1 protein-coding gene (only partly in view) is annotated in these 15,559 nt (G+C 65.7%); it reads right to left on the reverse strand.

Annotated features, from left to right (window positions below; all coding sequences use genetic code 11):
• Positions 1 to 15,559 carry the final stretch of a non-ribosomal peptide synthase/polyketide synthase gene (locus J3S28_RS10725; RefSeq protein WP_237341360.1) on the reverse strand. Its footprint extends 18,344 nt past the window's final position, so the window shows 15,559 of its 33,903 coding nt (coding positions 18,345–33,903); its start codon lies beyond the right edge, outside the window — the gene reads right to left on this strand; the stop codon is at positions 1 to 3.

Below are 15,559 nucleotides of genomic sequence, written 5' to 3' on the forward strand. Positions count from 1 at the left end.
TCAGGCCTGACCGCGGCGCGACAGTGCAGCGAGTGCCAGTAGCCAATGCTCGATGAGTTCGTCGAGGTCCTCGGGATCGATGGCGTCCGCCACGAAGGTCACGAATGCCCGAACCACCATGCCGTCAGACGTCTCGGTCGCCATCGACTGGATGTCTATCTCTGCCTGCGCAGGCATCCGGTTACCCCGCGCCATCACCTCGGCGTCGGTGCTACCGAGCTGCGGACCACGCACATCCGGGAACCACGGCGCTTGAGCGATCTGATCGTCCACGTCTCCGCCTGCGACCGTCCCGATGTAGTTGAACACGATCTGAGGCTCACCGAGCGGCGCGAGTTCGGCCGACGATGCCGGGTCCAGGTAGCGGAGCATGCCGTACCCGATACCCCTGTCCGGGTTGGAGGCCATCGCCTCGACCGTGCGCGCGAGCACCTCACCGGCGACGGCCGGCTCGGCGTACACACGCTCGATGTCGAGGCCACCGAGATCGATTCGCACCGGGAACATCGTCGTGAACCAGCCGACGGTCCGCGACAGATCGGCACCGCTGACGAGCTCTTCCTGTCGACCGTGGCCCTCGAGCGTCAGCAAGGCACTCGGGACGTCGAAACCTCGATCACGACGCCAGCCGACCACGGCGGCTGCCAGTCCGGCAGCCAACTGATCGGCGACGGTCACATCGAATCCAGCCGCCGAGAACAGGGGTTCGACGATCTCCGGCGGTACCCGTACCTCGACCCGGGTGAGTTGGTCGACTCGGTCTCGGGCGAGATCGAGCCGCCGTCTGCCCATCGCCGGGTCCTCACCGTCGAGGACGCTGACCCAGTGCTTCAGCTCGTTGCGGCGGGAGGCGATCTGCTCGTGCTGCTGAGTTGTCCAGTGCTGCCATGACATCCCGGAATCCGGTAGGTCGATCGGCGCACCCGCCGACACCTGGGACCCGGCTGTCGCGATGTCGGCCGCGAGGATCCGCCACGACACCGCATCGACAACGAGGTGGTGCGCGATGATCAGCAGACGGCCTGCCATCGCCGGTCCGGGGTCGAGCCACATCAGCCGCAGCATGATCCCGGCGGCTGGGTCGAGGTCGTCCATCCCGGCGAAGAGTGCGTCTCGGAGCGCGGATTGATAACCCGATTCGCCCGGACGCTGTCCTGCCACCAGGTCGACACGGCGAATCAGCGCAGCGACATCGACGGAGCCCGGCCCACCGATCAGCAGCGCGTCGTCGACGACTCGCGAGCGAAGCACATCGTGCAGGTCGATGACTCCCGCGAATGTCGCGACGATGTCGTCGGCGGTGACGCCGACAGGCAGGTTGACCACCATCGGCATCACGAAACGCCGGTAGTCACCGCCTCTGTCGAACATCCTCGCGGCGACCGGACTGAGCGGCGCCCTCCCCAGTCCGTCACCGGCATTCGCATCCACGACCTCAGGGGTCTGGTCCGCGCGCTCCCCGACCGCTGCGGCGAGCGCGACGATCGTCCGCTTCTCGATCACATCCCGCGCGGTGAAGGTCAAGCCCGCGGAACGAGCCCTGCTCACCAATTGCATCGCCAAGATGCTGTCGCCACCGAGCTCGAAGAACGAGTCGTCGGGACTCACTGCCTCGGTGCCGGTCAACTCGGCCACGATCTCGCACAGAATCCGCTCACCGCGGGTCGCCGGCTCGCGGCTGGCACTGGTGGACAGCTCGGGTGCGGGTAGTTCACGGCGGGCGATCTTGCCCGACCGGCCACGCGGGAACTCCGAGAGGACGACGATGACCTCGGGCACCATATAGGGCGCGAGCTTTCGGCCGGCGTGCTCACGCACGTCCTGGGTGACCACGTTGTTGCCGGTGACGTAACCGACCAGGCGCTGCCTCCCGGCCTCCTCGTGCATCACCACGGCCGCCTGTGCCACCGAATCATGCTGGGCGAGAGCGTTCTCGATCTCTTCCAACTCGATACGGAGGCCACGAACCTTGACCTGGAAGTCAACGCGTCCGACGTACTCGAGACTTCCGTCCGCCAACCGACGAACCCGATCGCCGGTGCGGTACATCCGCGAACCCGCCGGACCGAAGATGCCCGGGACGAAGCGTTCCGCGGTGAGATCGGGCCTGCCGAGGTACCCACGCGCGAGCTGGTCACCCGACAGGTACAACTCGCCGACGGCACCGACCATCACCGGCCGCAGCCAGCGGTCGAGTACCCAACTGCGGGTGTTCCAGACTGGCCGCCCGATCGGCGCGACGTCGGCCTCGGGCGCATGCCCGTTGGTGGCGGAGCCCTCCCCGGGTCCGCGTCCGTCGGTCGCCACGAAAGACGTCGCGTCGACGGTGACCTCGGTCGGGCCGTAGAGATTCACCACGCGTGCATCCGCCAGGGTCGCAACCTGCGTAGCAAGGGAGGTCGGCAGCGCCTCACCTCCACTGAACACAGTCCGCAGAGACGAGAGCGACTCCGGCTTCGCGACGTCGGCGAACACCGCCAGCACCGATGGGACGAACTGGACGACAGTGACCTCGTGCCGCTTCACCAACGACACCAGCTCATCCGCGTCGCGATGCGCCTGCGGTTCGGCGATGACGGTGCGGGCGCCGACCAACGCAGGTGCGAAGATCTCCCAGACCGATGCGTCGAAGGTGAACGGTGTCTTGAGGAGGACGACGTCATCGGCCGCGAACTCGAACTCGGTCGTCATCCACCGCAACTGATTGAGCAAGGCGCGTTGAGTGATCTGGACACCCTTCGGCCTGCCCGTGGACCCCGATGTGAAGAGCACGTACGCCAGGGATTCCGGGAGCACCTTTCCGCGCAGCTCCACCTCGCGCAGCGGGCCGGAATCGATCGACTGCAGATCGGCGGCCGTGAGATCCAGAGAGGTGACGCCGGGTAGAACCGAACGCAGGTGGCCGAGGCGGGTCCCGTCGGTGACGACACAGTTGACCTCCGCGTCGCCGACGATGGCGCGGATCCTGTCGTCAGGGGCCTCGATGTCCAGAGGAAGGTAAGCACCGCCCGCCTTGAGGATGCCGTAGACGGTCGCCACTTGCTCAAGGCTTCGCGGCAAGGCCACGCCCACAACCGAATCGGGTCCCACACCCCTGGCGATCAAGGCCCGGGCACGCTTGTTCGTCAGTGCATCGAACTCGGCGAAGGAGACCTCACGTCCACCGCTGACGAAGGCCACGGCATTCGGAGTCTGCGCGACCTGCTCGGAGAACAGGTCCATCGTGTTGCGGTCGGGAATGTGCTGAGCAGTGTCGTTCCAGGTTTCGAGCTGAGCACGCCATTCGTCGGCGTCGAGCAGATCGAGCTCGCGCACGGGGCGCCAGCTCGCCTGTGCGAACACGTCGAGTACTCGGGCCATCCGGGCTGCGAGCAGCTCGGCTCGGTCGTGCGGAACGAGCGCCGGCAAATACTTCAGCGTCAGGGCCAGATCCGGATCCGACTGCGCGAGCAGCGTGGCGGGGTAGTGCGAGGCGTCATTGATCTGAGCACCTGCGATGGACATACCGTCGATGTTCGACTGGGCGTCGAGCTTGGAGCGGTCGACCGGATACGACTCGAAAACGGTCAGCGTGTCGAACAGGATCGGGAGTCCGACCGCCCGCTGGATCGTCGGCAGACCCACGTGATGGGCGTCGAGAAGTCCGGCCTGCTCCGACTGGATCCGCTCCAGCATGGCCAGAACGGTCTCGTGCTCATCGAGCCTGATCCGAACCGGAATGGTGTTGATGAAGAGACCGAGAATCGATTCGACACCCGAGATCTCGGGCGGCCGACCGGACACCGTGGCACCGAACACGACGTCGTCGCTGCCGAGGGACCTGGCGAGCACCAATCCCCACGCCGCCTGGACCAACGTGTTCATCGTGATCCCACGATCTCTGGAGAGATCCGCCAGACCTTCGGACGTGCGCCGATCCACCCGGAGGGCAAGTTCGACCGGTGTCTGATCCACCTGGGCACTCTGGGTGCCCGGATCGATCAGCAGCGTCGACGAATCGACGCCGTCGAGAGCATGCTTCCACGCAGCGACAGCGGTGGACGGGTCGCGATCGCCCAGCCAGGCCAGGAAGTCCCGGTAAGACCGTGACCGCGGGAGATGCGTGTCATCGCCACCCGTGGCATACAAGGTGAACAGTTGCTCCATGAGCAACGGACCCGACCATCCATCGAGCAGGATGTGATGGTTCGTGATGGACATCCGGTACCGGTCTTGCCCCGAGTCATCCGCTCCGAGGCGCAGCAACAGCAGTCGCATCAGCGGGGGTGCCGCCATGTCGAAGCGTTCGCTGCGATGGACTCTGAGCAGTCGATCCACCTCGTGGTCGGCGGCAGACGCATCTTCGCGATACAGGTCCGAGAGGTCCACCACCTCCCAGGGCGCGTGCGCCCCCGCCGTGATGACCTGAACCACCGATCCGTCGTCGATATGCCGGAAACCGGCCCGCAGGTTAGGGTTCCGAGCAATCAGTGCGGTCGCGGCCCGGTGCAACCTCTGCTCATCGACCACGCCGCGGAGTTCCAGCACGACCTGGGCCGTGTAGACGTCCGTGATGTACTCGCCTGCCACCTCCGCATGGAAGAGCATGCCCATCTGCAACGGAGACAGCGGCCAGATGTCCTGGACCTCGACATGTTCGCGTTCGAGCGCCTCGATCTCATGCTGTTCGATCTGCACCAGAGGCACATCCGACGGAGTGAGTCCTCCGGCCAGGCCCCGGCGATCATGAGCGGCCAGCGCGGCAGCGGCCTCCAGCCACAGATCGGACAGCTCGCGGACCTCCTCGACGTCGAGGATGCCACCGGCAAAGGCGAAGGAAGCCGAAAGTCGTGGCCCCTCGGCGTGATCGGTGGTCACCGCATTGATGCTCAGCGCGGCCGGGACGACCATGCCCGGATCCTGCGCGCCGCTCACCTCGCCGCCGTCGGTTGCGCGCTGCCAGCCGTAGGCGGAGGCAGCGTCGTCGCCGTCGTCGTGTGCGGCAGCGATCCTGCCAAGATAGTTGAACCCGATCTGGGGGGCGTGGTCGTCGGCCGACGCCAACAGCGTCGAGTCGACACCGTGCCGCAGGACGCCGTATCCGATTCCGTTGTGGGGCACAGAGCGCAGCTGCTCCTTGACCGCCTTGAAGGCAGCGCCGGCCGCGTCTCCACCGGCGAACGCGTCCTCGATGTCGATTCCGGACAGATCCAGGGCGACGGGGTACAGGGAGGTGAACCAACCCACCGTGCGTGACAGATCTGCCCCGCCGACCGCATCCTCGTCGCGACCGTGTCCCTCGAGATCGATGAGCACAGTGTCCGATGCAACTCCGCGGCGCTGCCGGAACCGGGCGACAGCCATGGCCAGCGCAGCGAGCAGGGCGTCGTTGGCTCCGCCGCGGTAGGCAGCGCTGACGCCGGTGAGCATGGACTGGGTCACGTTCTCGGGGAACTCGACACTCAGGCGTTCTATGGTCGCCGCGACATCCCGGTCCGGGTCTACCCGGCGACGCCCCAGCACAGGGTCTGCTGCGGCGAGAACATCTGCCCAATAGCCGATCTCGTCCTCGCGGTTTGGTGCGGTCCGGACGAGTGCCGTGGACCACGCGCGCACCGTGGTACCCACCTCCGGCAATTGCGGCCGCGTTCCGTCCGAACTCTGGCCCCAGGCCACAGCAAGATCGGGTAGCAGGATCCGCCAAGAAACACCGTCGACCACGAGGTGATGTATCAGCACATACAGTCGTCCGGTCACTCCTGCGGGGGCGTTCGCAGACGGGTCGAACCACACCACCTGCATCATCGAGCCGGCGGCCGGATCGAGCCGGTCGATTGCCGCCCGGGTTGCCGTCGCGACCGTTGCCTCGAAGCCCGGTGTGCCTGGGGCATCGTCGAACTCGACCCTGGTGAACAGGGTGGCCGCATCGACTGCATCGGCGGGCGGGATGACGAGGTGTGATCGCCCGGGATCGTCGCTGTCGACGACGAGGGTGGCGCGAAGGGCATCGTGACGTTCGAGGACGGCAGCCACCGCCGACAGCAGCCGTTCATGTCCCGGGTCGGCGGGCAACGTCAGGAAACTCGCCTGAGAGAACTGCCGGTACTCGCGGCGGGTATCCACCAGCCATCGCAGGATCGGTGTCAGGGGAACCTGCCCCACACCACCACCTGGCAGTTCGGCGAGCATCCGGACCTCGGCGTCGGCGTCACGCTGGGCGACCGCCGCGAGTTCGGCGACGGTCCTGCGGTCGAAGACGTCTCGAGGGGTGAAAACGATCCCCGCAGCTCGTGCGCGCGAGACCAACTGGATGGAGACGATGCTGTCGCCGCCGAGTGCGAAGAACGAGTCGTCGACACCGAGGCGCTCTACCCCGAGGACGTCTGCGAACAGCGCGACCAGTTGCTCTTCCATCGGCGTGGTCGGCGCGCGGTATCCCTCGGAACTGCTGTCGAAGGTCGGCTCCGGCAGCGCCTTTCGATCGAGTTTGCCCGCAGGGGTCAACGGCACGGAGTCGAGAACCATGATCGACGAGGGCACCATGTGTGCCGGCAACCTCTCGCCGAGGCGGGCACCGATCTCCGCAGGCAACACACTCCGCCCCGGACGTGGGTACACGTAGGACGCGAGCAACGTCTGGCCGGTGTTCGGATTCTTGTGACCGACGGTGACGGCGAAGTCGATGTCGGGCTGATCCCCGAGCACCGAGTCGATCTCGCCGAGTTCGATGCGGAAGCCGCGGACCTTGACCTGGAAGTCACTGCGTCCCAGGAACTCCAGCTCCAGGCGGTGAGTGGACACCTGCTTCCAGCGAACCACGTCGCCGGTGCGGTACATCCGCGAACCCGGCTCACCGTAGGGATCCGCGACGAAGCGCTGTGCCGTCAGATCGAAGCGGCCCAGATATCCACGTCCGACCGCGGCACCGGAGACGTAGAGCTCGCCGGCCACCCCCGGCGGAACCGGCTGCAAGCGTGAATCCGCCACCAACGCACGCACACCGGTCACCGGTCCACCGATGGTCACCGGCGCAGCCGGGTCCATGGGCGCTGTCGATGTCGACCAGATGGTCGCCTCCGACGGACCGTACAGGTTGAACATCGAACGTCCGGGCGCCCAGCGGCGCACCAGTTCTGGCGGGCAGACGTCACCGGCGACGGCGATCATCTCGACGCTCCGGAGACCGTCGGACGGGACCGTGGCAAGTGCTGCCGGGGTCACGAAGGCATGCGTCACGCGATGTTCCGCGAGCAGCCTGGCCAGGTCTTCGCCTCCGAAGATCGAGGCGGGTGCGATCACCTGGGTCGACGCCGCCGTGATGGCCATCATGATCTCGAAGATCGAGGCATCAAAGCTCGGGGAGGCGAAATGCAGGACGCGCGAGTTCTGGGTGAGTTTGAAGCGCGGAGGCATCTCGGCAACGAGGTTCGCCAGACCACGGTGCGTGGTTCCGACGCCCTTGGGCCTGCCGGTCGAACCCGACGTGAAGATCACGTAGGCGAGATCGTCGATGCTCGGTCGGCTACGCACCGGGGAGGCGGGTGTCGTGACCCCATCGGGCTGCGACCCAGTGCGCCCACCCGGCCGGCCCTCGCTCGAGACCGAGAGCCATTTCGCGAGTTGTGGTAGCCGTCCCGCGATCTCCTCGGTGGTCAGGCCGATGGTGACCTCGGCGTCCGCGACCATCCCCTCGATCCGCTCGGCCGGATAGTTCGGGTCGATCGGCAACACGGCACCACCGGCCTTGACGATCGCCCAGAAGGCGATCATCGACGTGGTCGATCGTCCGATCGCCAACGCAACCGGCGTCCCCGGACGTACGCCGCGTTCGATGAGCAGGTCCGAGTAGACCGTCGCCCTTCGATCGAGTTCTGCGTAACTCAACGACTCGTCACCGCAGACCAGCGCCTCGCCGTCGGGGTTGTTCGCCACCGCGTCCTCGAAGATGTCGATCATGGTGCGCGGCGCGGCATCCGGCGGACCGGTGACCGGGGAAAGCGCTTGTCGCTCCTCGGGGGTCAACAGCTCGATGTCGCCGACCCGGACACCGGGATCGGACGCGATTGCCGACACGATCGCGGTGAATCGTTGCGCCAGCCCGGCTATCGTCGCTGGATCGAACAACGCCGTTGCGTAGGTGAACACAGCGGTCAGCCCAGCACCGCCCTCGTGGTCGATCTGGTCTGCCAAGGTCAACTGAAGGTCGAACTTGGTTGTCGGTGTGTCCATCTCGAGTCCGGAGACCCGCATGCCCGGGAGCTCGAGTTCAGCGCGCTCGTTGTTCTGGAATGCCAGCGCCACCTGGAACAGCGGCGCGTACGACGTTTCTCGTTCCGGTGCCAGGTACTCCACCAGCCGTTCGAACGGCACCTCGGTGTGCGTGAAGGCAGCGATGTCCGCACGCCGCGTCCGGGCCAGGAGTTCGGCGAACCGCTCGCCGGTGTCGACCTGCGTACGCAGCACCAATGTGTTGACGAACATCCCGACGAGATCATCGAGTTCGGGCTCGCCCCGCCCGGCGATTGCGGTGCCCACCGCGACGTCGTCGGTGGTCCCCGAACGCGCCAGCAGTACCGCCAGCGCCGCGTGGCACACCATGAACATGGTGGCGTGATGTGCGTTCGCAACGCGTTGCAGTCCCGTTCGCAACTCAGCGTCCAGCGCGAACTCGAACGACGCGCCGGCCATGGACTGCACCGGAGGACGCGGCCGATCGATCGGAAGGTCGATCACATCGGGCAATCCGGCGAGCTCGTTCTTCCAGAACTCGATCTGCTTCGCCGCCAGCGAATCCGGATCCTGCTCGTCGCCGAGTACGGCCCGTTGCCACAGCGCGTAATCGGCGTACTGCACCGGCAGTGGCGACCAGTTGGGTTCGATGCCCGCTGCCCGCGCCGTGTATGCAACCATCACGTCGCGGGCCAGCGGCGCCACCGACGAACCATCGCCACTGATGTGGTGGATCACCACCACGAGTACATGTTCCGTAGACGATCGTCGCAGTAGTGCGATGCGAACCGGAACCGTCTCTGTGACATCGAATCCGGTGCCGATCACCGAACCCAGTTGGGCGTGCAGTTCCCCTTCGTCGGACACCTCGCGCACGTCGAGGACCGGAGCGGAGGCAGGAGCCTGGTCGGTGTCGAGAATCAGCTGACGCGGCCCCTGCCCATCGTCGGGATACCTGGTCCGCAAGATCTCGTGTCTGCTGACGACGTCCGTGACAGCGTCATGCAATGCCTCGACGTCGAGTGTGCCCGACATCCGGATGACAGCCGGGATGTTGTAGGCGGCGGACGACGTGTCGAACTGGTTGATGAACCACATACGACTCTGCGCCGGAGACAACGGCAATCGCTCGGGTCGGGTGCCTGCGATCAGCTGCGGGCGGCTGCGGCCACCTTCGGCGCGTTCGGCGAGCAGCGCCAGGCCGGCCACGGTCGGCTCGGTGAAGAGGTCTCGGACCGCCAGGTCCGATCCGACAGCAGCATTGATCTGGGCGATCACCCGCGTCGCCGACAAGGAGTTACCGCCGAGAGCGAAGAAGCTGTCGTGCACACCCACTGCATCGGCGCCGACGATGTCCGCGAATATCCCGGCGACAATCTCTTCCACCGGACTGCTCGGCGGTTGGTAGTTCTCTGATCCAGCGAACACCGGCTCCGGCAGTGCTTTTCGATCCAGTTTGCCGTTGATGTTCAGCGGCAGCGAGTCGATGGGAACCACGAGTGCCGGCACCATGTAGGCCGGAAGGTCCTCCGCAGCGGCTGCGAGCACCGCGCGCACGTCGACAGTGATGCCCGGCGCCGGAACGAGATAGGCGACCAGCTGCTCACCGACGTGGGGATCGGAATGCACGGTGACGACTGCCGCCTGGACCTGATCGGACAGCGCCAGGACGCGTTCGATCTCACCCAGTTCGATGCGGAATCCACGGACCTTGACCTGGAAGTCGCTGCGACCCATGTATGCCAGCGTGGGTTCGGTGTCACCGGCTACGACGGTCCAGCGAGCGAGGTCGCCTGTGCGATACATGCGGGTACCGGGACCGCCGAACGGGTTGGCGACGAACCGTTCCGCCGACAGGTCGCTTCGACCCTCGTAACCCCGGGCCAGCTGTGCACCGGCCAGGTAGAGCTCACCGGTGACGCCGTCCGGAACCGGATGCAGCCTGCCATCGAGGACGTAGACCTGACTGTTCCACTCGGGCCGACCGATCGGGACGACGCTGCCGACCTGCTCGGGCACGGGTTGGTGGGTGACACTCACCGCGGCCTCTGTGGGCCCGTAGAGGTTGTGCATCGCCGCGCCTGTCCCTTGGCCTCCAGCCACCTGCCGGAACCTGTCGACGATCTCGGGCGTGAGAGCCTCTCCGATACAGAGCACATGACGTAGCGACGCAAGCTGTTCGGGGTGCGCTTCTTGCAGGAACGCCCCGAGCAGGGAGGGCACGAACGTGACCGTGGTGACCCGAGTCCTCTCGATCAGGTCGGCGAGATGGATCGGATCCCGATGTCCTTGTGGGGAAGCGACGACCAGACGTGCGCCCGAGGTGACGGCCCACCAGAACTCCCATACCGAGAGGTCGAAAGTGGCCTGCGTCCGGAGCAGCAGCGCATCGTCGCCACCGAGACGGAACTCCGCAGCAATCCAGTTGAGCTGGTTGACAATTGCCGCGTGTGGCACCGCCACCCCCTTGGGGTGGCCGGTCGAACCCGACGTGTAGATCACGTAGGCGGTGTTCTGCGGTCGCAGCGGAGCGAGGCGGTCGAGGTCGGTGACGGGTGACGACGAGACCGCAGCGAGGTCGAGATCGGAGATGTCCAGGGTCCTGGCCTGCTCCGGCAGACCCGTGGGCCGGTCTCCCGAGACGAGGACCAGCGCAGGTCGCGCGCTGCCCACGATGTACGCGATGCGTTCGGCCGGATGATCCGGATCGACCGGCAGATATGCGCCGCCCGCGATGGTGACCGCGTACATTCCGACGAGCAGATCGACGGACCGCTCCATCGCAAGTCCGACAACGATTTCCGGGCCGACGCCGTTGTCTATCAGTACGCGGGCGAGGGCGTTCACACGATGCGCGAGCTCCGCATAACTCAGCGTTGTCCCGTCATCGGTTTCCAACGCGACCTCACTCGCGTTGTCCTGCAGCGACGTCGACAACGCGCTCGCGAGAGTGCCGGGCGCGAGCACGACGGATGTGTTGTTACGACCACGCACGAGCTCGCGGCGGTGGCGGTCCGAGATGAGCGGCAGATCACCGACGGCCGTGTAAGGCTCAGCGATGATCTCCGCGATCAAGGTGACGAACCGCTCCGCAACCGCTGCCACCGTCGCCTCATCGAAGAGGTCGTCGGCATAGGTGAACACCGCGTCCACCCCGGTCGGCTCACCGCTGGCGTCATAGTTGTCGGAAAGTATCAGGTGGAGGTCGAATTGTGCGACGCCCTCGGGCATCTCGACCGGTTCGATACGCAGACCCGGCAACTCGAGGCTGACCCTGTCGATGTTCTGGAACGAGAGGCCGACCTGGAAGATCGGGTGCCGGGCGGTCGAACGCACCGGGTTGAGCACCTCGACCAACCGCTCGAACGGTACATCTGCGTTCGAGAACGCCTCGGCGTCCCGATCCCTGACGCTTTCGAGAAGCGTGTTGAAGCTGCGTCCGGGGTCGATCTCGGTCCGCAAGGCAAGGGTGTTGACGAACATACCGATGACGCCCTCGACCTCGCTCTCCACGCGTCCGCTCATCGGTGTACCCACGGTGATGTCGCCGGATCCACTCAGCCGGGCGAGGAGCAGCGCGAAGGCACTGTGGAAGGCCATGAAGGTACTCGCACCGTGGCCTCGGGCGAGATCTGCCAGTCCGCGGTGCAGATCTGCCGTCACCTGGAACGATGTCTGTCGACCCCGCAGCGACTGCACCGGAGGCCGGGGCCGATCAGCTGGCAGTTCGAGCTGGTCGGGGATTCCCGACAGATTCCGCTTCCAGAACTCGATCTGGGTCGCGAGAACGCTCGTCGGGTCCGATTCGTCGCCGAGAAGGTCGCGCTGCCAGATCGAGTAATCCGCATATTGCACGGCCAACGGGACCCAGCGTGGGGACTCCCCCTGCGACCGCGCCGCATATGCCATTGCGAGATCACCGACGAACGGGGCCATCGACTGCCCGTCTGCTGCCACGTGGTGGACGACCATCGCCAGGACATGCCGTGCGTCGTCCAACCGGAAGAGTGCGATCCGCACTGGTACCGCGACTGTGACATCGAATCCGGTTGCCACGAAACGACGCAGTTCGGTCGGCAACGATTCCGGTGTGACGTCCAGGAGCTCCATCGATGGTGCGGCCTGGTCGATGGTGAGGATCACCTGATGTGGGCCGGAAGGCGAGTCCGGATAGACCGTCCGCAACGATTCGTGACGTGCCACGACATCGACGATCGCGCGCTGGAGTGCGGCAACATCCAAATCTCCGGTGAGAGACACCGCGGCCGGGATGTTGTACGCCACGGAATCCGGATCGAAACGGTTGAGGAACCACATCCGGGTCTGAGCCAGCGACAACGGGATCCGTACGGGCCGAGGCCGCGCGATGAGCGGCGGTCGCTGCGCGCGCACGTCCGTCCCCGCCGCAAGCCGGCTCGCCAATTCTTCGACCGTCGGCGCGGCGAACAGTTCGCGCACGCCGATCTTGCTTCCGAGCGCAGCCCCCGCACGGCCGACCACCTTGGTGGCGCTCAAGGAGTTGCCGCCGAGATCGAAGAAGCTCTCGTCGATGCTCACTTCGTCGACGTCGAGAACCTCGGCGAACACCTGCGCCAAGGTCTCCTCCACCGGGTTCCTGGGCGCGCGATACACGCGGTCTCCCACGGTGAAAACGGGTTCGGGCAGAGCGCGCCGATCGAGCTTTCCGATCGGGGTCAGTGGAATGCTGTCGAGCACCGTCACCACCGACGGCACCATGTGTTGTGGGAGGTGTTCGCCTACACTGCGTTTGAGGGCATCGACATCGACGTCTCGAAGATCCTTCGGGAGGATGTACGACACCAGCACCGTGTCTCCGCCGGGGCCCGGCGTACCCACTGTCACCGCGAAATCGACGTCAGGATGCGCGTCGAGAAGACGATCGATTTCTCCGAGTTCGACCCGGAACCCTCTCACCTTCACCTGGAAGTCGCTGCGCCCGATGTACTCCAGTGAGTTCGGTGCCACCGAGGGGTCGTTGCTGTACCGGACGAGGTCACCTGTGCGGTAGAGCCTCGCGCCGGCTTCACCGTACGGATCAGGCACAAATCGCTGCGCGGTGATCTGCGGACGGTTGTGATATCCGCGGGCGATGCCCGGGCCTGCGAGATAGAGCTCGCCCACGACCCCGCGCGGCACGACCCGCATCCGCGAGTCGAGGACACGGGTCGTCACGCCGCGCAACGGACTGCCGATCGTCACCCGGTCACCCGCGGCCAGCGGATTGGTTATCGTCACGATGACCGTTGCCTCGGTGGGGCCGTACGCATTCCGCAATGCACCCGACCAACGTTCGGTCAGCTCAGGCGGGCAGATGTCGCCGCCGACCACCACGGAACCAACCGAGTCCAGTCCGTCGGGATCCACCGTCATCAAGGCGGTGGGAGTCATAACGACATTGGTGATTCGTTCCGCCGCAATCAGTTCGGCGAGTTCGGAGCCGCCGAATACGTCCTGTGGCGACACGATCAGAGCAGCGCCGGCACTGAATGCCGCCAGCAGTTCACCGACCGAGGTGTCGAAACTCGGTGACGCCACGTGCAGGAAGCGCGACGTCGTGTCGACGTCGTAGTGCTCACGGACATCGGTCGCAAGATTCGCGAGGCCATGGTGGGTGACGACGACCGCCTTGGGTTTGCCTGTCGAACCCGAGGTATAGATCAGGTAGGCGGGGTGGTCGAGTCGCAGGCCCGCGATGCGGTCCTCGTCGGTCACCGATGTCGACAGCTCACCTTCCGCGTCGGCCTCGAGCTCGTCGAGTTCGTACCAGTCGACGCTCGCGGGGAGGTTCCGCTCGCCGGACGCGCTCACACCGAAGCGGGTCCCCGAATCTTCGATCATCTCGATGATGCGCTCGCGCGGGTAGTCGAGGTTGATCGGCAGGTATGCGGCGCCAGTCTTGGCGATCGCCCAGGTTCCGACGATCGACGCCAGCGACCGCCTGATTCCCAGTGCCACCACCGTCTCGGGACCGGCCCCCAACGCGATGAGCCTCCGGGCCAGGCGGTTGGTGAGTTCGTCGAGCGCTGTGTAGGTGAGCGTGCGGCCCTGGTAGGACACCGCGACGCCGTCGGGGTTCTCCGCCACACCGCGGGTCAGCAACGCCGGCAGGGTCTCTGGCGCAACCCCGGTGGGTCCGGAGGTCTCGGCGAGGGAGGCCAACTCGTCTTCGCCGAGGACATTGATGTCGCTGACCACGACGTTCGGGTCGTCGGCGACAGCGTCGAGGATCCGAACGAATCGGTCGGCGAACAACGCGACCGACGATTCGTCGAACAGATCGCTCGCGTAGGTGAACAACGCTTGGATGTCGGCACCCGGCGCGTCGTTGTCACCGATCGACAACTGCAGGTCGAACTTCGCGACGTCGAAGTCCGCGCGGACCGGCGACACCCGGAGCCCGGGAAGATTCAGTTCGGGCATCTGATTGTTGTCGAATGAGAGCGCGATCTGGAACAACGGGTGATGCGCCGTCGACCTGTGGACATCGAGCACCTCGACGAGTCGCTCGAATGGTATGTCGCCGTGCGCCATGGCGTCGATGTCCGATGCCCTCACTGCATCGAGCAGGTCGACGAACGTCTCTGCCGGGTCGACCTCGGCACGCAGCACCACGGTGTTGACGAACATTCCGACCAGCGGATCGAGATCTTGTTCGCCACGCCCGGCGATCGGGGTACCGATTGCGATATCGGTCTGCCCGCTGAGCCTTTCCAGCAACACCGCCAGCGCTGCATGCATCAGCATGAACATGCTGACGTCATGCGATCGCGCCACCTGTTGCAGAGACTCCCGGACCGACGCGGGCACGGTGAAGGGCAGGCTTGCCCCCCGCAACGACTGCAACGCGGGCCTCTGCCGATCAGTGGGCAGTTCCACGGACTCCGGCAAACCGGTCAGCGCGGTACGCCAGAAATCGATTTGCTGAGCGGCGAGCGAGCTCGGGTCTTTCTCGTCGCCGAGCACTGCACGCTGCCAGATCGAGAAGTCCGCGTACTGCACCGCGAGCGGTGCGTACTCCGGTTGCGAACCGCTGCGGCGGGCCTCGTAGGCAAGCACCAGATCACCGAACAGTGGTGCCATCGAGGCGCCGTCTGCAGCGATGTGATGCGCGACCAACATCAGGATGTGTTCGGTTTCGCTGATGTGCAGCAACACGATCCGTAGCGGGAGCTCGTTGGTGACATCGAAACCGGCCAGTGCGTGGCGCCGCAACTCGTCGGCGATCGCCTCCGAGGTGTTACGGACCTCGATCTCGCGATAGATGTCCGCAAGCGACTCCTGCGCCGGATGGATGAGCTGATATGGCCCGTCCGCGGTGTCCGGGAACGTG

It is taken from the genome of Williamsia soli, from assembly GCF_017377795.1.
GTDB lineage: Bacteria > Actinomycetota > Actinomycetes > Mycobacteriales > Mycobacteriaceae > Williamsia > Williamsia soli.